The organism is Virgibacillus halodenitrificans, from assembly GCF_001878675.1.
In the GTDB taxonomy this organism is placed as follows: domain Bacteria; phylum Bacillota; class Bacilli; order Bacillales; family Amphibacillaceae; genus Virgibacillus_Q; species Virgibacillus_Q halodenitrificans.
In genome coordinates, this window is sequence record NZ_CP017962.1 from 379,231 (window position 1) to 398,491 (window position 19,261).

At 37.1% G+C, this 19,261-nt stretch carries 20 protein-coding genes and 1 other annotated feature; of the genes, 15 read left to right on the forward strand and 5 right to left on the reverse strand.

Going from position 1 to position 19,261, the window contains the following annotated elements; all coding sequences use genetic code 11:
• Positions 1 to 288: 288 nt before the first annotated feature.
• Genes BME96_RS02035 through BME96_RS02045 form a run of 3 tightly spaced genes read left to right on the forward strand, consistent with a single transcriptional unit; the run spans position 289 to position 2,372 of the window.
• Positions 289 to 1,209 (forward strand): ketopantoate reductase family protein, encoded by a 921-nt coding sequence (locus tag BME96_RS02035; protein WP_071648145.1) that lies wholly within the window; start codon positions 289 to 291, stop codon positions 1,207 to 1,209.
• Positions 1,210 to 1,230: 21 nt separating this feature from the next.
• Positions 1,231 to 1,395 (forward strand): YtzI protein, encoded by a 165-nt coding sequence (gene ytzI, locus BME96_RS02040; RefSeq protein ID WP_071648146.1) that lies wholly within the window; start codon positions 1,231 to 1,233, stop codon positions 1,393 to 1,395.
• Complete coding sequence (locus tag BME96_RS02045) at positions 1,392 to 2,372, forward strand: Gfo/Idh/MocA family protein (RefSeq protein WP_060681839.1); 981 nt, start codon at positions 1,392 to 1,394, stop codon at positions 2,370 to 2,372. Before ytzI ends, BME96_RS02045 begins: the two co-directional genes overlap by 4 nt.
• 761 nt (positions 2,373 to 3,133) lie before the next feature.
• On the opposite strand, the gene BME96_RS02050 is transcribed toward BME96_RS02045, so the two are convergent.
• A complete protein-coding gene (locus BME96_RS02050; protein ID WP_071648147.1) occupies positions 3,134 to 3,703 on the reverse strand; it encodes a M15 family metallopeptidase in 570 nt (189 codons plus the stop codon).
• 109 nt (positions 3,704 to 3,812) lie between these two features.
• On the opposite strand from BME96_RS02050, the gene BME96_RS02055 reads away from it, so the two are divergent.
• The 10 genes from BME96_RS02055 to BME96_RS02100 all read left to right on the forward strand — a co-directional run bounded on the left by BME96_RS02055 (position 3,813) and on the right by BME96_RS02100 (position 12,602).
• Positions 3,813 to 4,430, forward strand: coding sequence for a glycerol-3-phosphate acyltransferase (locus tag BME96_RS02055; protein WP_019377409.1), 618 nt, complete (start codon positions 3,813 to 3,815; stop codon positions 4,428 to 4,430).
• A 2-nt stretch (positions 4,431 to 4,432) separates the two neighbouring features.
• Positions 4,433 to 4,930 carry a DUF456 domain-containing protein gene (locus BME96_RS02060; protein ID WP_019377408.1) on the forward strand — a complete coding sequence of 166 codons (498 nt, stop codon included), beginning with the start codon at positions 4,433 to 4,435 and terminating at the stop codon, positions 4,928 to 4,930.
• Positions 4,931 to 4,959: 29 nt separating this feature from the next.
• Positions 4,960 to 5,790, forward strand: a complete 831-nt coding sequence (gene thiD, locus BME96_RS02065; RefSeq protein ID WP_019377407.1) for a bifunctional hydroxymethylpyrimidine kinase/phosphomethylpyrimidine kinase — start codon at positions 4,960 to 4,962, stop codon at positions 5,788 to 5,790.
• A gap of 92 nt (positions 5,791 to 5,882) precedes the next feature.
• Positions 5,883 to 6,434: a cysteine hydrolase family protein gene (locus BME96_RS02070; RefSeq protein WP_071648148.1), complete on the forward strand. Its 552-nt coding sequence runs from the start codon at positions 5,883 to 5,885 to the stop codon at positions 6,432 to 6,434.
• Positions 6,435 to 6,556: 122 nt separating this feature from the next.
• On the forward strand, positions 6,557 to 6,985 hold the full coding sequence (locus BME96_RS02075) for a GNAT family N-acetyltransferase (protein ID WP_060681112.1): 429 nt from the start codon (positions 6,557 to 6,559) through the stop codon (positions 6,983 to 6,985).
• 45 nt (positions 6,986 to 7,030) lie between these two features.
• Positions 7,031 to 7,247: a binding site (T-box leader), on the forward strand.
• Between the two features lie 68 nt (positions 7,248 to 7,315).
• Positions 7,316 to 8,755 (forward strand): proline--tRNA ligase, encoded by a 1,440-nt coding sequence (gene proS / locus BME96_RS02080; RefSeq protein WP_071648150.1) that lies wholly within the window; start codon positions 7,316 to 7,318, stop codon positions 8,753 to 8,755.
• Between the two features lie 469 nt (positions 8,756 to 9,224).
• Complete coding sequence (locus tag BME96_RS02085) at positions 9,225 to 10,394, forward strand: M20 family metallopeptidase (protein WP_071648151.1); 1,170 nt, start codon at positions 9,225 to 9,227, stop codon at positions 10,392 to 10,394.
• A gap of 22 nt (positions 10,395 to 10,416) precedes the next feature.
• On the forward strand, positions 10,417 to 11,196 hold the full coding sequence (locus tag BME96_RS02090; RefSeq protein ID WP_019377402.1) for a substrate-binding periplasmic protein: 780 nt from the start codon (positions 10,417 to 10,419) through the stop codon (positions 11,194 to 11,196).
• A gap of 31 nt (positions 11,197 to 11,227) precedes the next feature.
• Positions 11,228 to 11,887: an amino acid ABC transporter permease gene (locus BME96_RS02095; protein ID WP_071648152.1), complete on the forward strand. Its 660-nt coding sequence runs from the start codon at positions 11,228 to 11,230 to the stop codon at positions 11,885 to 11,887.
• Complete coding sequence (locus tag BME96_RS02100; RefSeq protein ID WP_071648153.1) at positions 11,880 to 12,602, forward strand: amino acid ABC transporter ATP-binding protein; 723 nt, start codon at positions 11,880 to 11,882, stop codon at positions 12,600 to 12,602. Before BME96_RS02095 ends, BME96_RS02100 begins: the two co-directional genes overlap by 8 nt.
• Before the next feature lie 55 nt (positions 12,603 to 12,657).
• On the opposite strand, the gene BME96_RS02105 is transcribed toward BME96_RS02100, so the two are convergent.
• The 3 genes from BME96_RS02105 to BME96_RS02115 all read right to left on the reverse strand — a co-directional run bounded on the left by BME96_RS02105 (position 12,658) and on the right by BME96_RS02115 (position 15,357).
• On the reverse strand, positions 12,658 to 13,608 hold the full coding sequence (locus BME96_RS02105; RefSeq protein ID WP_071648154.1) for an AAA family ATPase: 951 nt from the start codon (positions 13,606 to 13,608) through the stop codon (positions 12,658 to 12,660).
• 136 nt (positions 13,609 to 13,744) lie between these two features.
• The gene (locus tag BME96_RS02110; protein WP_071648155.1) at positions 13,745 to 14,218 is read right to left on the reverse strand and encodes a glutathione peroxidase; all 474 of its coding nucleotides are present in this window, start codon (positions 14,216 to 14,218) and stop codon (positions 13,745 to 13,747) included.
• 62 nt (positions 14,219 to 14,280) lie between these two features.
• Positions 14,281 to 15,357: a YkvI family membrane protein gene (locus BME96_RS02115; protein WP_071648156.1), complete on the reverse strand. Its 1,077-nt coding sequence runs from the start codon at positions 15,355 to 15,357 to the stop codon at positions 14,281 to 14,283.
• Positions 15,358 to 15,631: 274 nt separating this feature from the next.
• On the opposite strand from BME96_RS02115, the gene BME96_RS02120 reads away from it, so the two are divergent.
• Positions 15,632 to 16,870, forward strand: coding sequence for a PucR family transcriptional regulator (locus BME96_RS02120; protein WP_071648157.1), 1,239 nt, complete (start codon positions 15,632 to 15,634; stop codon positions 16,868 to 16,870).
• Between the two features lie 118 nt (positions 16,871 to 16,988).
• Complete coding sequence (ald, locus tag BME96_RS02125) at positions 16,989 to 18,101, forward strand: alanine dehydrogenase (protein ID WP_019377395.1); 1,113 nt, start codon at positions 16,989 to 16,991, stop codon at positions 18,099 to 18,101.
• A 109-nt stretch (positions 18,102 to 18,210) separates the two neighbouring features.
• On the opposite strand, the gene trhO is transcribed toward ald, so the two are convergent.
• Entirely contained in the window at positions 18,211 to 19,179 is a 969-nt protein-coding gene (gene trhO, locus BME96_RS02130; RefSeq protein ID WP_071648158.1) for an oxygen-dependent tRNA uridine(34) hydroxylase TrhO, read from the reverse strand.
• Between the last annotated feature and the right edge of the window lie 82 nt (positions 19,180 to 19,261).

Genomic DNA, 19,261 nt, shown 5'->3' on the forward strand with positions numbered 1-19,261 from the left:
AATAGTATGGTCGGAGTTATAGGGGGGGTAAAAGCATTATATTTTAATGGTATAGGTATTGCGTATTTGGTTCAATCTCTATATTTTTAGATAATTCTTAATTAACCTCCAAATTATTGATTTAAATGAATTTAATGGAAGTATATAGATATATGCTCTGTTATCATCATTTTAGCTATTGGATACTCGTTATTTGGTTGGGAAATAAACTTGAATGAAAAGTAAATAGACAAAACAATATAAAAAAAGTACCATGAAGATAGTAAAATAAAGCTTGGAGGGGATGGCGTGAGATTAGTTATACTGGGAGCAGGGGCTTTAGGAGCTTATTTTGGATTGCGTTTTCACGAGGCAAATGCAGATGTTACATTTTTAGTAAGAGAAAAAAGAGCAAAGCAGCTTAGAGAAAAAGGGTTAAAGATCCATAGTAAACAAGGAGATTATGAAGTTAACGATTTAAAAATTAAGACAACTGCTGAAAATATCCCATCAGCTGATGTCGTAGTTGTTGGTGTGAAAGGATATCACTTAGAAGGTACCCTTGCGCAGCTGGATGTATTGGTGAAAAGAGGAGCATTTATCCTGCCAGTTCTAAACGGGATAGAGCATATTGATGTTTTGCAGGAGCGATATGGCCATGACCGCGTGTTAGGTGGTCTTGCATTTATTATTGCCACTCTGGATGAAAATGGACATGTCGTTCATTCAAGTGATTTTCATGATTTGGTTTTTGGAGCTTTAGATCCGAAACAAGAACAAGTGTGTGAACAACTGGATGAGCTTGCAGCTAAAGCAAATATGGATGCCAAAAACAGCATATCTATTTCACAAGAACTATGGAAAAAATATATGTTTATAAATGCCTTTTCCGGAATAACAACAGCAGTTAATTTGCCAATTGGACCGGTAAGAGATCAAAAGTCAACCTTTCATCTTGCAGAAATGATTGTGCATGAAATGAAATTACTCGCCAACAGTTATGGAGCTGAGCTTGCTGATACGGATGCTGAGAAGGCAATAAATAATCTGCTTCATCTCGATAAAGAAGCAACCTCATCCATGCATCAAGATCGCCGAAAAGGATTGACTCTTGAGGTGGAGCATTTACATGGTGGAGCTCTTCGTTTAGCTGAGAAAAAAGAGCTATCTCTTCCATATATAGAAGCAATTTATGGAACAATAAAACCATATGAACACCCGACAGAATAAAAAGAGAGGAATTATATAGACATGTCAACAACAACGATTGTAAGCATAGTTTCTATTCTAGTAGTAGCTATTGTGTTAATTTTGTCGCTTGTTACGATATCAAAAGGATATGGTTATAAGCATTCTATCGACCCTCATCCAGATGAAAAGAAAGAGAAAGACAAGGAAGGAGACGATAAAGAGTGAAGTTTTCTATCATTGGTACAAGTTGGATTACAGAATTATTTATAAAAGCCACTCAGCAGACAGGATTGACCACATTGCATTCTGTTTACTCAAGGAAAGAAAAGTCAGCAAGAGAATTTGCACAGAAACACGGAGCTATGCATTGGTTTACTGACATGGCTGATATGTTAGCTGATAATGAAACAAATTTTGTTTATATAGCTTCTCCTAATAGCTTTCATTTTGAGCATACTATGAAATGCCTGGAGAGTGGGAAACATGTATTTTGTGAGAAGCCCCTTGTATTTACGGAAAAACAGTGGGGAAAAGTTAAACATAAAGCAGATGAGCTCGGTCTCTATGTTTTCGAGGGTTATAGGCACCTGTTCTCACCAAATTATCATACACTTAAATCAGAATTGAAGAAGGTCGGTAAAGTTCGCAGTGCGATGTTTCAATACATTCAATACTCTTCTAAATATGATCGATTTAAAAATGGAGAGGAACCCAATGTATTTACAAAGGAATTTGCTGGTGGAGCATTAATGGATTTAGGTGTGTACCCACTTAGTATGACAATCGATTTGTTTGGTGAGCCACAAGAAATTCATTACTTTCCAGTACATTTATCGAATGGGATTGATGGGAGCGGTACACTCATTTTGGAATACGGCGAATTTAATGTAACCATTCTGTGTTCGAAAATTGCCCAAGCAACAATACCTTCAGAAATTCAAGGTGAAGATGGTACGTGGACGATGGACCATATCTCTCCTATTGATAAGTTAACTTTCTATGACAGAAAGACCAAGAATACAAATGAGTTTGCAGAAGAGCAAGAAGATGTAGACATGATTTATGAACTCAATGCTTTTATTAATATGATAAACCAAAAAGATAAAGCTTCTTATGAATTATGGATGGAGCGGAGCAGGCAGGTTGCCAAGTGGACGGAAATTGCTAGAAAGAAGCAAGGTATCCTTTTTCCTGGGGAATAAAAAAAAGTTGCACAACCTCGGTCGTGCAACTTTTTTCATAGCTTAGGAAACTGAAAATTTTGGTCCTTATATATAAGTTGGGTTGTTCAATGATTCGCAAAATAGATAAACTGCGACGTAACTTGATTGTTTGCAAATGGCCGTTTTAGAAAATAATGTATAGTGAAAAAAATTATAGCTAGTTTGCGAATGTCCCCGGCGGATTGCTTCGCTCTGCAGCCGATTAGTTTTCTCTCCGGCGGATTGCTTCGCTCTGCAGCCGATTAATTTGTTCTCCGGCGGATTGCTTCGCTCTGCAGCCGATTAGTTTTCTCTCCGGGTGATTACTTCGCTCTGCAGCTGATTAATTTGTTCTCCGGCGGATTGCTTCGCTCTTCTGCCGATTAATTTTCTCTCCGGGTGATTACTTCGCTCTGCAGCCGATTAGTTTTCTCTCCGGCGGATTGCTTCGCTCTGCAGCCGATTAGTTTTCTCTCCGGCGGATTGCTTCGCTCTGCAGCCGATTAGTTTTCTCTCCGGCGGATTGCTTCGCTCTGCTGCCGATTAGTTTTCTCTCCGGCGGATTACTCCGCTCTGCAGCTGATTAATTTTCTCTCCAGCGGATTATTTTGCACTACGTCGCAGTTTCCTCCAACTATGAAGGAACAAAATACGTTTGTACCTCAATATTTGCAGTAGAACCAATTTTTTGGTAAACCTTGGATCATTTTCATTACTGGAATAGATGGAATAGCTATAAGCATAAGGAAGATTCCCATTAATTAATCTTGCTGTTCCTCTTCCGTTTTTGGTCGAAGTCCTTCTTGCAACTGTGCTATGCTCAGGCCGAATGTCATCTGTAAGTGAGGATAGTCCTTAAAACCGCTCCAATCTCCACCCCATTCAAAACCAAGATCTTTCGCAAGCTCTGCTACTTCTATCCAATCAGATCTTCCATTTCCGTTGCCATCGTAGTTCATATCCCATATAATTTCCCCTTTTTTGTTGCGTACGGCATAATCTACAGCCAATCCATAATTGTGATATGACTCCCCAGCTTTGGCATGTGTTACAATATTTCCTTCTTTTGAGCGCCCTTTTTTATAGAGCTGGTTTTGCTCCTCTTTAGATCGCAGTCCTGCTGTAATGACGATATCAATATTCTTTCCTTTTGATTGCTCTAGAAGTTTATTCAGCTGTTTATCTACTGTGGGGTGAAGGGATTCGGGAATAGGGGCATCTTCACCATTATTTATATATTTCTCTTCCTTTGTGTTATATATAATAAATACAGTGACTATAAATAAAATAATTACTAACCATGTCAGCAAAATTCGAAGTAGACTTTTCATTCATAAGGTACTCCTCTTGTTGTTTAATATAATCTTATTCTAACAAATTTTTATAGCATATTCTTATAGAAAGTTAATTGCGATATAATAGGTGAAAAGGGGTGTTGAGATGTATATGCTTATAGCTGGGTTCATTGGCTACTTTTTTGGGTGTCTACATGGTTCCCAGATCGTTAGCAAACTTAAAAAGGTAGATATTAAGAATTCCGGTGTAAAGAATTCTGGCGCTTCTAATACAACCATATTACTTGGGTGGAAGTATGGAATACTTGTTGCAATTATTGATATTTTTAAAGCTACATTAGCCATTTTACTTATGTTATTTATCCTTAATGAATATGGTGTTACAGGAGAAAGGCAGACGCTTTTAATCTATCTTACAGCTTTTTTTGTTGTAGTGGGTCATAATTACCCGATAACTATGAAGTTTAGTGGGGGAAAGGGTACGGCATCCGTTGTAGGTGTTTTGTTAGCGATTGATTGGAAAATCGCTCTGATAGGTATTGGAATCTTACTTATTTTTACCTTTGCTACAGATTACCTTGTTATAGGTGTTCTATTTATGTATCTATCTTTCTTAACTACAACCTTTATTTTCTTTGGCGTAGAACCTACAATGATTGTTATCCTCTTAACTCTTTTAAGTATTATGAAACATATGGAAAACTACAAACGTATAATAAGAAAAGAAGAAACCAAACTATCAAGTATGTTTGGTAAAAAGTAACTTTGGGGGTAGGGACACTGGATATTATCATTTGGGTTTTAATAATTGCATTATTTATTTTAAGTTTTATAGGGATTGTTTTCCCAATCATCCCGTCTGTATTGGTTCTCTGGGGAGGATTTTTATTATACCAATTCTTAATTAATTCAGAACAGTTGAATGCGGCATTTTGGATTGGGATGAGTATTTTTACAGTTGTATTGATTTTAGCGGATATTATTGCTAACAGCTATTTTGTGAAGCGTTTCGGTGGTAGTAAATGGGGAGAACGAGGAGCAGCAGTCGCGGTAATTTTTGGCTCTTTTATTATTCCTCCTTTTGGAATCATCATTTTGCCTTTTTTAGTCGTATTTTTTATTGAAATACTGCAAAGTAAAACAGTCGGCGAGGCGATTCGTGCCTCTATCGGTTCCTTGTTGGGATTTTTGGGGGGAGCATTAGCCAAAATAGTTATTCAAATGATTATGATAATCTGGTTTTTTATCGTAGTATTGTTGTAACTAGTAATATATAGAAAGGGTTTTACATAATGAATTATCCAGCGCGAGTGTTAACGATTGCTGGATCAGCTGCAGGAGGAAGTGCAGGGATTCAAGCGGATCTAAAAACATTTCAGGAATTAGACGTGTATGGGATGAGTGTCATAACAGCAATTGTCGGCAAACATCCGGAAACGAATAAAAATGTGCACCCACAAACAATTGAAGCAATTGAAGCTCAATTTGCTACGGCTATGCATCAAGTGGGAGCTGACGGGCTAAAGACAGGTATGCTGTTTTCCAAAGCAGTAATTGAAAAAACGGTAGAATTGATAAAGCACTCTCGAATTGAAAATATCATTGTAGATCCAGTTATGGTAGGGAAGCTGGACTCCAAATTATTGGAAGATGATGCGATTGATGCATTAAAAGAAAAGCTAATTCCGATGGCAACAATTATTACACCAAATATACCGGAAGCTTCTATTTTACTTCAAAATAGAGAAATTACTACAGTAGAAGATTTAAAGCAGGCGGCGATCGATTTACATGCATTGGGCTCTGAATATGTGTTAGTTAAAGGTGGAAGGCTTTCTGGTCCGGCGGTGGATGTGCTGTTCAATGGTGAAGAGCTGATTGTTTACGAAGCCCCGCGAATTGATACGGTGAATACCAGCGGTGCAGGTTGTACATATTCTGCTGCCATTGCTGCACATATGGCAAAGGGAAAGCAGGTTTCAGATGCAGTTGAGTTGGCGAAAAGCTTTGTTACTACAGCGATTGAACATGGTTTTTCATATACAGAACTTGTTGGGCCGACTTATCATGCTGCAGAGAGGAAATACAAGCAAGCTCATAAAATTAAAGTAACTTATGTTTGAGTTACGAAATAAATAGGTAAAGTAAATAATTTTATAGCTGATATGCACCTATTCTATAAAGCGGAGATGAAAATAGACTGGAGGAAGCCAAGATGGGAAAGCAAGCTTTAATAAATGTGGATTATACGGTAGATTTTGTTGCGGATGAAGGAAAACTTACTTGTGGATTGCCTGGACAGGAAATTGAGAATACAATAGTTTCTCTAACTAAACAATTTATTGAGAGAGGCGAGTATGTAGTATTTGCGATAGATGCACATGTTGAAGGAGATGTTTTGCATCCAGAAGCACATCTATTTCCACCACATAATATTATCGGTACTTCCGGTCGGAATCTTTTCGGGGCCTTAGCGGAGGTCTTTGAAACCCATAAAGAAAAAGATAATATTTATTATTTTGATAAAACCAGGTATAGTGCATTTGCTGGAACGGATCTTGAAATCAGGTTAAGAGAAAGAGGCATCGAGGAAGTTCACCTTGTAGGTGTTTGTACAGATATTTGTATTCTTCATACTGCTGTAGATGCTTATAATAAAGGCTTTCAAATTGTTATTCATAAAGATGCAGTAGCAAGCTTTAATCAAGCTGGACACGAATGGGCTCTTAGCCATTTTGAAAACACGCTCGGTGTGCAAATACGCTAAAGGGGGGGAGAAAACTGAGTTCAATATTCAGCTCTTATACTTTTGATCAATATACTGTAAGAAAGGCAATAAAAGATGATGCTAAGGAAGTATTTCAAATTTTACGAAATGCTGCCAGTTGGTTGAATGAGAAGAATATAAATCAATGGGAGCACCTGCATAATGATGTTGAAATTAACGAAATTATGGAAGACATTGTGGAGGATATCACTTATATAGTAGAAAATAAGAATACTGATATAGTAGCTGTATTCAATTTTTCTCCTAATCAAAATCCGTGGGATATTGAAATGTGGGGAAAGCGTGAAGATAAGGCCTTTTATTTGCATCGTTTTGCTGTACATCAAGAACATCATCATAAGCAAATTGGTAAACGAACGCTTGAATGGATGATTAATTCATACCAAGTGAATAATAGCTATATACGATTAGATTGTATAGGAAATAACCCTGTATTAAATAAATTCTATCAGCGAGCTGGATTTCAGTTTATGGGCCATGTGGGGGAAGCGGGAGATCAGTTCTCTCTTTACGAAAAAGCCTTTTATTAAGAGTGCTTGACTTTCCATGTGCATAGCTTTATATTTAGAAATATATATGAAACGTAGAAGAGGATTAGTATAATTTATTGTCTTTTCAAGAGAGGAAATGGCTGCTGGAAATTTCTAAAGACATAAGTGGGAACCTGCCTCTGAGTTCGCCATCGTTAAAGCCTTGTTGCTGTAAGATGTGCGCGGTCTATGACCGTTACCAATTTAAGTGTACAGTATTTCCTGTAAACAAGGGTGGTACCACCAGACCTCGGTCCCTTTTCGGATGGAGGATTTTTTGTGTTCCGATTTGTTAATTAAATTATAAATTTATATAAAGAGGTGTTCAGCTTGGGTAAAAAAAATAAGCAGTTTGTTGAAAAAGTGACAGCGATGGAGGAAGATTTCGCACAGTGGTACACAGATGTAGTGAAACAAGCGGAATTAGTGGAGTATGGTCAAGTTCGTGGAACAATGATTATTAAACCATATGGATATGCAATTTGGGAAAATATTAAGGATGAATTAGATAAAAAATTTAAAGAAACTGGTCATTCTAATGTAGCCTTTCCATTATTTATCCCAGAGAGCCTTTTACAAAAGGAAAAAGACCATGTAGAAGGGTTTGCACCTGAAGTTGCTTGGGTAACGCATGGGGGAGAAGAGGAGCTGACAGAGAGAATTGCTGTACGTCCAACCTCAGAAGTTCTTTTCTGTGATTATTATTCAAATAATATCCATTCCTATCGTGACTTGCCGAAATTGTATAATCAGTGGGGTAATGTAGTCCGTTGGGAAAAAACAACTCGCCCATTCCTTCGCTCTTCTGAGTTCCATTGGCAGGAAGGTCATACAGCGCATGCTACTGATCAAGATGCTGCAGAAGAAACAGACAGAATGCTTGGTATTTATGCTGACCTTGTAGAGAAGTACTTGGCTATTCCTGTGCTGAAGGGGCGGAAAACAGATAAAGAAAAATTTGCAGGCGCAAAGTATACCTTAACAATCGAGAGTATGATGCATGACGGTAAGGCATTGCAATCTGGTACATCCCATCACTTTGGTTCTGGCTTTGCAGAAGCATTTGATATTACGTATCTTGATGAAAATGGGAAAAGTCAATATGTGCATCAAACTTCATGGGGTCTGTCTACTCGCATAATGGGTGCACTAATTATGGTGCATGGTGATAACCGTGGTTTAGTTATTCCTCCAAGAATAGCACCAACCCAGGCTATGATTGTACCAATTGCCCAGCATAAAGAAGGCGTATTGGATAAAGCATATGAACTACGTGATCAACTGAAGAATCTTGTACGTGTAGATATAGATGCGAGTGATAAAACTCCTGGATGGAAGTTCAATGAAACAGAAATGAAGGGATTCCCTGTTCGTATTGAGATGGGACCAAAAGATATTGAAAAGAACCAAGTAGTACTTGTGCGTAGGGATACAGGGGAAAAAGAATTTATTGCACTAGCTGAATTACAAGACCGCCTTCCTGTATTGCTAGAAGAGATTCAGCAAAACTTATATGAAAAAGCAAAAGCACACCGAGAAGAAAAGACTTCTGTAGCAAAAAACATGGACGAGTTCAAAGCAGCATTGGAAGAAAACCCAGGCTTTATTAAAGCTATGTGGTGTGGAGATACAGCATGTGAAGAAAAGATAAAAGAGGAAACGACAGCAACTTCCCGTTGTATCCCATTCGAACAGGAGAAAGTTTCAGATACCTGTGTATGTTGTGGTAAGGAAGCAAAAGAATTAGTATATTGGGCAAAAGCATACTAATACGTATAACGAAAAAATGGAAAAACAAGCACATAAGACGTGCTTGTTTTTTTGTGCACACACATAAAGTTAGGGCTGCAGCAGAGCGAGATAATCTTCCGGAGAACAAAATTAATCAGCAGTAGAATGAATTAATCCGCCGGAGAGCAAATTAATCGGCAGTAGAGTGAATTAATCCACCGGAGAGTAAATAAAATTGCCTTAGATAGTTAGGGATTAGCTATATTGAATTTTTTTAAAATGGGAGTTTGCAGTCTTACCAAGTAGCAAATTACTTCGCAGTATATCTATAATCTGAATTAATTTATGACCACTGCAATTTTTGTTAGTAAATTTTTAACTTTTCATCATTCCTCTTTATCCTATAACGTTTTTCCATACAGCTTATAAAAAAACTATTGCATAAATATAATATTCGTGGTATAAATATACATGTTCATTAATAATTATACATATTGGAGGATACATCATGAAGAGCCAGTTAAAGAAGGAATTGAGTAATATTATAGGCGAGTTATGTAATATGAGTGATCAACTCTATAAAAACCCTGAGATCGGTGATCAGGAATACAATTCAATGAAGCTTTTAACGGAATATCTTGAACAACATAACTTTCATATTGAGAAAAATATAGTAGATAGAAAAACTGCATTTAAAGCTGAATTTAACAGTGGTAAACCTGGCCCTGTTATTGCATATTTAGCTGAATATGATGCATTGCCTGAAGTGGGACATGGATGTGGTCATAATCTAATAGGGACGATGAGTGTAGGCGCGGGTATTATTTTAAGTAAACTATTAAATGAAATAGGAGGTAGCATTGTGGTATTAGGCACCCCTGCTGAGGAAACAAACGGAGCTAAAGTGCCGATGAGTGAAAAAGGAATTTTTGACTCTATCGATGTGGCGATGATGGTACATCCTTCCGATCAATCCTATGAAAGTGGCGATTCACTGGCTATGGATGCTATACAATTTGCCTACAAGGGTAAAACGTCTCATGCTGCCGCGTCACCTGAAAAGGGAATTAATGCTTTAGACAGTGTTATTCAATTGTTCAACGGCATTAACGCACTAAGGGAGCACTTACCCGAAGATGTACGTATACACGGTATTATCTCTGAAGGCGGACAAGCTGCTAATGTAGTTCCTGACAAAGCAGTTGCACAATTTTATGTGCGATCTAAGGAACGAAGCTGCTTGGATGAAATTGTTGCGAAAGTAATTAATATAGCAAATGGAGCAGCATTAATGACAGGAGCTACACTAGATATTTCGAATTATGAATTAAGCTATGACAATATGAAAACAAACCAAACTTTATCAAAAGCTTTTACAGCTAATTTAAAAAATATAAGTGAGCAGCCAATTCAGTCTGCAAAGATGAGCTATGGTTCGATTGATATGGGAAATGTAAGCCAAGTCGTTCCTGCAATTCATCCATATATTAGTTTAAATAAGCCTGGATTAGTAGGACATACAGTAGAATTTGCTGATCAAACGATTACAGCAGACGGACATCAAACATTGGCAGAAGGTGTATTGGCTCTGGCTGAGACAGGATATGATGTATTGACAGATCCATCGTTATTTGAGGAAATTCAACACGAATTTAATAAGATTCATCAACTTGTGTAAAGAGAAAAGAGGAGAATATAAATTGAAAAAAATAATAGGTACACTCACTTTATTAGTTTTAGTTATCACTTTATTGGCAGCATGTGGGAAAAGTGAAGCAAATTCTGAAGGGAATAATCAAAATACAGAAGATAAAAAAATACTAAAGATGGCAACTTCAGCAGATTTCCCCCCATTTGAGTCACGTGATACAGCGGGCAATTACGAAGGTTTTGATATTGATTTAGCCCATATGGTAGCAAAGGAATTAGGGTATGAGCTAGAGATTGAAGATATGAAATTTGATGGATTAGTCGGTGCTTTACAATCTGGAAGAGTGGACATGGTTATGGCTGGAATGAGTGCAACTGAAAAGCGAAGACAGAATGTTGAATTCTCTACGGAATACAACCGGTCAGGTGAAATGTTTATATTTAAACCAACAAACGCTTTTAAAGATCTTGAGAGCTTGAAGGGAAAAACGATAGGAGTGCAGCTTGGGACCATACAAGAAGAAGGTGCCGATGCATTAAGTGAAGAATATGGCTTTACAGTTAAGAAAGTAGATGACGCTGGCACAATGATCCAGGAACTTAACTCCAATCGTATTGATGTAGCTTATATGGATAAATCTGTTGCAAAAGGGTATATCAAGGAGCAGGATCTACAAGGCTTTGATGATCCAACAACGAGTTCTCCTGGGATGGGTATCGCATTTCCAAAAGACAGTGATCTTGTAGAAGATGTGAACAAGGCGTTAAAGAAGTTTGAAGAAAACGGAGAACTGCAAAAGCTGAAAGATAAATGGTTGAACGAACAATAAAAACAACATAGAGAGAAAGAGGTGGTAAGGCATGAATTTGGACTTTAGCCAGATCGTGCCTTATATTCCGTTTATGCTAGAGGGAATATGGGTTACATTAAAATTTGTTAGTGCTTCAATTGTGATTGGATTTATTATAGGTACATTATTGGCATTATGCAAGATTACTAAGATACCAGTATTAAAGGTTATTGCTGATATTTATACATCAATCTTCCGGGGGACACCATTAATTCTACAATTAATGATTTTTTATTTTGCTGTACCTCAATTGACAGGATATGATATTGAACCATTTTCATCAGCCATCCTGGCGTTTGGACTAAACTCAGCTGCATATGTTTCAGAAATTATACGTGCAGGTATTATGGCAGTAGATAAAGGACAAACAGAGGCAGCACAAGCGCTGGGAGTACCATATAAATCAATGATGGCAAACATCATTTTACCCCAGGCAATTAAAAATATTTTACCAGCGTTAATGAATGAATTTATCACATTAACAAAGGAATCTGCCATTGTATCGGTTATTGGCTACCTTGATATCATGCGCCGTGCGCAAATTGTAGGTGCTGATATTTATCGTAATTTTGAACCTCTGTTGTTTGCAGGTGTGATCTACTGGCTAATGGTCTATGTGCTTACACAACTCGGCAAAGTAGTAGAACGGAGGATGAGATACAGTGATTAAGGTAGATAATGTTTCTAAATCATTTGGAGAAAATGCAGTATTAAAAAATATATCAACAACTATAAAACAGGGCGAAGTAGTAGCAGTCATCGGGCCTTCTGGATCTGGTAAGTCAACCTTTTTAAGATGTTTAAACCTTTTGGAACAGCCAACAGCAGGAGATATTTGTATTAATGAAAAGATGATTACATCATCAAAAGTAAACAAGCTGGAGATTAGAAAGAATATAGGAATGGTATTTCAGCACTTTCATCTATTTCCTCATATGACAGTATTGGAGAATGTTAGTTATGCGCCAAAAAAAGTAAAAAACATGAAAAAAACAGAAGCGGATGAAATCGGAAAAAGCTTAATTGCTAAGGTCGGTTTAACTGATAAAGAGACTGCTTATCCAAATCGTTTGTCAGGAGGACAAAAGCAGCGTGTTGCTATTGCAAGAGCATTAGCAATGGAGCCGGACATCATGCTGTTTGATGAACCTACCTCCGCACTTGATCCTGAAATGGTAAAAGAAGTATTGGATGTGATGAAGGATCTGGCAGATAGTGGAATGACGATGGTCATTGTTACACATGAAATGAATTTTGCAAAGGAAGTAGCGGATCGAGTGTTATTTCTTGATAATGGTATGCTTGTGGAAGAGGGCAAACCAGAATCGTTTTTTGCAAAGCCACAAACAGTGCGGGCACAAAATTTCCTCGAAAAAATATTATAAAAACACATCGGGAATAGTACGTTCCCGATGTGTTTTTTGCATGCAAAAAATAGATTTATTTCATATGCCCCATTTCTACAGGAACAGGGACTGATTCAATTAGCTGTTGGATAATGTCTTCCTTGTTGTAGCGAAGAGAACCTTCCATACTAAGATTAATTCGATGTTCAAATAAATGAGGGGCGAGCAATTTAATATCCTGAGGGGTGACATAATCTTTTCCTTCCAGTAATGCCTTACTTTGAGAAGCACGCATTAAGGCTAAGGCGGCCCTGGTACTTACGCCAATTTCGATGTCCTCATGTTCACGGGTTTTTCTGACTAGCTCTAATAAATAATCCATAACTATATCTGTTATTTCTATTTTACGGACTTCTTTTTGTAGTGTAATAATGTCTTCCTTTGTCACGTGAGGTGACAGATCGTTTATCGGATCAGTTAAACGCTGATTTTTTAGAATCTGTTTCTCATTGTTGTAGGAAGGGTAATCCATTTTAACTATCATCATAAAGCGATCCAACTGAGCCTCTGGTAGCGGAAAGGTTCCTTGATTTGATTCAATTGGATTCTGACTGGCAATAACGAAAAAAGGCGGTGTAAGCTGAATTGTCTCCCCATCAATTGTTGTCTGATTTTCTTCCATGACCTCCAAAAGGCTGGATTGAGTTCGAGGGGGAGCACGGTTTATCTCATCTGCTAATAAAATATTTGTGTCAACAGGCCCCATTCGCATTTCAAATTCCTGTGTTTTTGGATTGAAAAATTGAATGCCAGTGACATCGCTTGGAAGAACATCTGGTGTAAATTGAATACGTCTAAAATTACCTTTGATTAACTTAGCTAAAGCATTTGCTAGTTTTGTCTTTCCAGAGCCTGGGACACTCTCTAATAAAATATGACCACCGCTAAGGAGTGTAATAAATACTAGATCTACAGCCTCTTCCTGTCCTAAAATCACGTTGTTTAATGCTTCTTTTGCTTTTTTGATTTTATGTAATGCTTCCAAAGTTAGGGCTCCCTTCCTAGTGCAGGTGTTATTTTAATATTAGCACAAATAATAGTGTGATTAGCAAGATGAAATTTTTAAAATAGAAAAAATCCATCAGGGAGACGTTATGTGCTGCCTGATGGATTTCTATCAGTTATAGTAGCTCTTCAATGTCCTGTTCCAAGCTTTCTGGCTTGGTTTGAGGTGCAAATCGTTTAATGACATTTCCATTTCTATCAATAAGAAACTTTGTGAAGTTCCATTTAATTTGCTTCGTCAGCATACCCTTTGCTTCTTCTGTTAAGTATGAAAATAAAGGATGGGCTTGCTCTCCTTTTACATCGACTTTACTAAACATTTGAAAGGTGACTCCATAGTTCCGCTGACAAAACTCTGAAATCTCTTCGTTTGAACCTGGGTCCTGGTTATTAAATTGATTACAAGGAAAACCCAGAATTTCTAAACCTTGTTCTTTGTATTTGCCGTATAATTGTTGCAGCCCTTCAAATTGGGGCGTAAAGCCACATTCACTTGCTGTATTGACAATCAAAAGTACTTTTCCCTTATAATCTGACAGGGATTTTTCTTCACCTAGCAAAGTCTTAGCTGAAAAGTCATAAACATTCATATCAAGCGGCCTCCTTTACTCAAAGAATAGCAATAAGGATCTCTCCCGTCAAAAAAGGAAAACTATTCATGATCTGTTAGCCTGTTCTTCTTCCCTGTTGGCATCTTAAAGGAAGCGGTGACGAGTGCTAAAATTAAGAAAAGACCTAAATAGCCAATTAGCGGATAGAAGAAGGCAACAAGATCTGTAAAACCGGCAAAGCTGGCAATAAAGCCAATAATCAATGTTATCGTAATAAATAACTTGAATTTGCTTGTGCCAATTTCTGTGAATCTCGCACCGAATGCAAAAAACATACTAATCCCAGTATTAAAAATCATTCCGAATAAAATCACTGAATAAAACGTACCAAGAAACGGAGATAGTTCATTGACGATTTGTAGCATAGGCATGTCATATTCTGCAACAACATCGACCTTTGAAAAGATGGCAAGATGACTTAGCACAATAAGAAGTCCCAGACCGAGGCCACCAACTAATCCACCGAGTTTGGCAGCTCGTTCATCTTTTTCTGCACCTCCCATAACAAGAGACATAGATGCACCAACTGCAATATTAAAGGACACATAGTTGACTCCGGCAATAAACCAATTCGGCAAGGTAGAAGCCTGTTCCTTTGCAATTGGATTTAATTCAGCAAAGGTGGAATCCATCGTAAGAAGGCTATAAACAGAGACGATGATAACACTGATAATTAAAAAAGGTGTAATACTTCCAATAACATTGACTACCCGATCCACATTTAACATCGCCGTTAATAAAACTAAAATAGTCATCAGCAAGGTACCTATAAATGCAGGCAAGCCAAACTGTTGGTCAAAAATGGAACCAGCGCCAGCAACCATCACAACTCCCACTCCAAATAAAGTGAAAATAATAATGTAGTCAACAATAAGTGCTAACCATGGATGGAAACTGACCTCATAAATCGCATCTTTATGGGAAGTTGTTTGTAAACGACTACCTAATCTAGTAAGTGTCATACCAAGATAGGCAAATAATGCGGTGGCGACAATGGCTCCTAAGGTGCCAATTAAGCCAAAACTCGTAAAGTACTGCAAAACTTCCTGCCCAGAAGCAAAGCCAGCCCCAACGATTATTCCAATAAAAGCGCTACCAATTTTTAATATTTTCTTCATACTACTTTCCCCCAAATACAAGTCTGTAACTGATCATACCAAAATATTAAACAGATGTAGAACAAAAGAGTTTAAAATGTCGAAATTCGTTGAAAAATGGTGACGATTACATTTATTTTAACAAATAATCAATCAATTTTATTTGTTCATTTTGTAAAAATAAAGGAAGAAAGTTTGTTTAATGTCACTAAAACATACTAATTATGTGGTATTCTTGAAGGGTAATAAATATTAAAAAATACTCTTCCTAAAGTACAAGATCGGAGGAAGCAAGATGTCACACGCGGTTAATCATTCGGGGCTTTTTCAATTGAATTTTGATTCCTTGGAAGGGCTGGCGGATCGAATTGCAGAAATAATGAACTGTCCCATAACGATTGAAGATTCGAATCATCATATTATCTCGTATAGTTCACATGAAGATAGCGTAGACAATGTTCGTGTGAATACGATTATTCAAAGAAAAGTACCTGAAAAGGTGATAAATAGTTTATGGAAAAAAGGGTTTATGTCAAAACTATTTAAAGATGATAAACCAGTTAAAATACCTGCAATACCAGAAGTTGGCCTAGGCGATCGTATAGCAATCTCTGTCAGCAAAAATAATGAGATATTAGGCTTTATATGGGCACATACCAACGGAAGAGAAATAACAGAAGAGAATTACATGATGCTCACGGAGGCTGCTAAAGCTGTTCAGAAAAAATTACTCAAGCTGCAGATCAAGAAACAGCGGATGGAGGAAAGCTATAAGGAATTCTTTTGGCAATTGCTTACAGGCCATCTTAAGGATTCCGCAGAAATTGAACAGCAAGCGCAAAAATATGGTCTTTACCTCAATGGGTATGTTGCTATAGCGATGATTGAGTTTGAGGAGGAAGTGACAGAGGAAATTGAAAAACATTCCTTCTATCTAACAGAAACTCTTCGAGGGGTTGAGGTGGTATGTAAAGTTTTCGACCAAAATCAGTTTATCCTATTAGTAAGATTTCCGACCATCAAAGATTCTAACAAAATTTTAAAAGAATATGTCAGTAATTTTACTGCCAAAATAGAAGAACGGTTAAAGCTACATCATAATATTTCAGCTGCCTTTGGGCTCATATTTGATTCGCCAAAATATATTAAGGACAGCTATAATCAGGCAGAAAGAGTACTTAACGCTAAAAGTCAATTCCCAAACCAGTTGGAAAAAGTATTCGGATATAACGAACTGGGAGTATACCAATTCATAGATGAATTAAAAGAAATTCGGAAGCAGACAAATTATAAAAATGATGTGATTAGAACATTAAAACAATATGATGAAAACCATAATACTGAATTACTTAAAACCTTGAAAGCCTTTTTAAATTGTGATAGTAATGTGTATAAAGCAGCCAACGAGATTCATGTTCATACAAACACGTTAAATTATCGTCTAAAGCGAATTACTGAACTAACGGATATAGATTTGAAGGATCCTAATCAAAAAGTTACGTTATTTTTGGATTTGAAGCTATTGGAAATGTGAGTGTAATTATATGTGGAATTACACAAATACTATTGGTTATATTTTGTATACTGACTAAAGCGTTTTAATAAATCAAGTTATATAATAAATCTAAATGGAAAATAGGGAGGAAACAAACATGATTATAGGGGTTCCTAAAGAAATAAAGAACAACGAAAACCGAGTTGCCATGACACCAGCAGGGGTAGTAGCTATTGTAAAAGCAGGCCATCAGGTCATCATTGAAACTAATGCTGGAGAGGGTAGTAACTTTACTAATGAAGAGTACAAGGAAGCTGGGGCTGAGATTATTGAAAACGCTTCAGATGTCTGGGCTAAAGCTGATATGATAATGAAAGTAAAAGAACCTTTAGAGTCTGAATACGGTTATTTCCGTAAAGGTCTAATTCTATTTACTTATTTACATTTAGCAGCAGAAGAATCATTAACAAAAGCATTAGTAGAGAATGAAGTAACAGCAATTGCCTATGAGACAATTACTGTTAATAATACATTGCCACTTCTTTCTCCAATGAGTGAAGTAGCTGGCAGAATGGCTGCTCAGATTGGTGCTCAATTCCTTGAAAAGTCAAAGGGCGGTAAAGGAATTCTATTAAGTGGGGTGCCGGGTGTTAGCAGAGCCAATGTTACAGTAATCGGTGGCGGTATGGTTGGTACCAATGCTGCTAAAGTAGCTAATGGCTTAGGAGCCAATGTTACAATTATTGATTTAAACCCAAATCGTTTACGTCAATTGGAAGATATCTTTGGTTCAAGTGTACAAACATTAATGTCGAATCCATATAATATTGCAGAAGCAGTAAAGAAATCTGACCTTGTAATCGGATCTGTGCTAATTCCAGGAGCTAAAGCACCAAAATTAGTAACAGAAGATATGGTTAAAGCAATGCAACCTGGATCTGTAATTGTAGATGTGGCAATTGACCAAGGTGGTAATTTTGAAACAGTCGATCATATTACAACACATGATGATCCAATTTATGAAAAACATGGTGTTCTTCACTATGCTGTTGCAAACATGCCTGGTGCCGTGCCACGTACGTCAACAATTGCTCTGACAAACGTAACTATTCCATATGCCATCCAAATAGCCTCTAAAGGTGCAGAAAAAGCAATAAGAGAGAATGCTCCAATTAAAACAGGAGTGAACGTGGTTAATGGAAAAGTAACATTTAAAGCAGTTGCTGATGAATTTGGTTACGACTATACAGACGTAGATGCAGCACTTTAATAAGTGGCTGAATTAGAATTAAATAATCAATAGTTATGGTTAAATGTTGTAACATTTTATCCATGAAAAAGAGCTCCAGGAGTTATCCTGGAGCTCTTTTCGTATCTTATTATGCTTCTTGTTTCCTGGATTCACCCAGCATCTGAAGTCTATGGTCAATATCTTCTTCTGACAAGTTGTATTCTTTTACGTACATATTGCGTGGGCTGACACGACATTCATGTGTACAACCTCTCATATATTTATGCTCGTTTTCTTCAGAGCAGAGAATTTGTTTATTACAATCAGGGTTTGCACAGTTTACATAGCGCTCACAAGGTTTTCCATCAAAATAGTCCATGCCGACTACAACATGTTCTTTTTGATTTACTGGAACAGAGATTCGTTCATCAAAGACGTAGCACTTTCCATCCCATAACTCTCCTTGTACTTCAGGGTCTTTACCATATGTTACAATTCCACCATGTAATTGGTTTACATCTTCAAAACCCTCTTCTTTTAACCACCCGGAGAATTTTTCACAACGGATGCCGCCAGTACAATAGGTAAGCACTTTTTTGCCTTCAATTTTTTCTTTATTTTCTTTAATCCAATCCGGTAACTCACGGAAAGTTTTAATATCTGGCTTAATTGCTCCGCGAAAATGCCCTAGTTCATATTCATAATCATTTCGAGCATCAATCACTACAGTATCTTCATCTTGCATTGCCTCATAGAATTCCTTTGGAGAAAGGTAATTCCCAGTTGTTTGCAATGGGTTAATATCATCTTCCAGACGAAGTGTTACTAATTCCTTTCGAGGACGCACATGCATTTTCTTAAATGCATGCCCTTCATGCTCATCAATTTTAAATACCATGTCAGCAAAACGTGGATCGTTTTTCATTGCTTCCATGTATTTATTTGTTTGCTCAATTGTCCCGGAAACTGTACCATTTATTCCTTCTTGAGCAACAAGGATTCTTCCTTTTAGTTCCAAGTCCTTGCAAAATTGAAGATGCTCTGCGGCATAGGCCTCTGGATCCTCAATATGCACATAGTTATAGTACAACAAAACCCGATAATTCGTTTTTTCCATTTTATTTACCACCTGTCATTCATATTTGCAAGATATAAATGTTTGGTAGTCACTATTAAATTATAATCTTGCAAGAAACTAT

Bases quoted from the DNA above. Each gene is read 5' to 3' on its own strand.
- ytzI (WP_071648146.1), top strand. From the start codon at position 1,231: ATGTCAACAACAACGATTGTAAGCATAGTTTCTATTCTAGTAGTAGCT.
- BME96_RS02050 (WP_071648147.1), bottom strand. From the start codon at position 3,703: ATGAAAAGTCTACTTCGAATTTTGCTGACATGGTTAGTAATTATTTTA.
- BME96_RS02055 (WP_019377409.1), top strand. From the start codon at position 3,813: ATGTATATGCTTATAGCTGGGTTCATTGGCTACTTTTTTGGGTGTCTA.
- thiD (WP_019377407.1), top strand. From the start codon at position 4,960: ATGAATTATCCAGCGCGAGTGTTAACGATTGCTGGATCAGCTGCAGGA.
- BME96_RS02070 (WP_071648148.1), top strand. From the start codon at position 5,883: ATGGGAAAGCAAGCTTTAATAAATGTGGATTATACGGTAGATTTTGTT.
- BME96_RS02085 (WP_071648151.1), top strand. From the start codon at position 9,225: ATGAAGAGCCAGTTAAAGAAGGAATTGAGTAATATTATAGGCGAGTTA.
- BME96_RS02095 (WP_071648152.1), top strand. From the start codon at position 11,228: ATGAATTTGGACTTTAGCCAGATCGTGCCTTATATTCCGTTTATGCTA.
- BME96_RS02110 (WP_071648155.1), bottom strand. From the start codon at position 14,218: ATGAATGTTTATGACTTTTCAGCTAAGACTTTGCTAGGTGAAGAAAAA.
- BME96_RS02115 (WP_071648156.1), bottom strand. From the start codon at position 15,357: ATGAAGAAAATATTAAAAATTGGTAGCGCTTTTATTGGAATAATCGTT.
- BME96_RS02120 (WP_071648157.1), top strand. From the start codon at position 15,632: ATGTCACACGCGGTTAATCATTCGGGGCTTTTTCAATTGAATTTTGAT.
- ald (WP_019377395.1), top strand. From the start codon at position 16,989: ATGATTATAGGGGTTCCTAAAGAAATAAAGAACAACGAAAACCGAGTT.
- trhO (WP_071648158.1), bottom strand. From the start codon at position 19,179: ATGGAAAAAACGAATTATCGGGTTTTGTTGTACTATAACTATGTGCAT.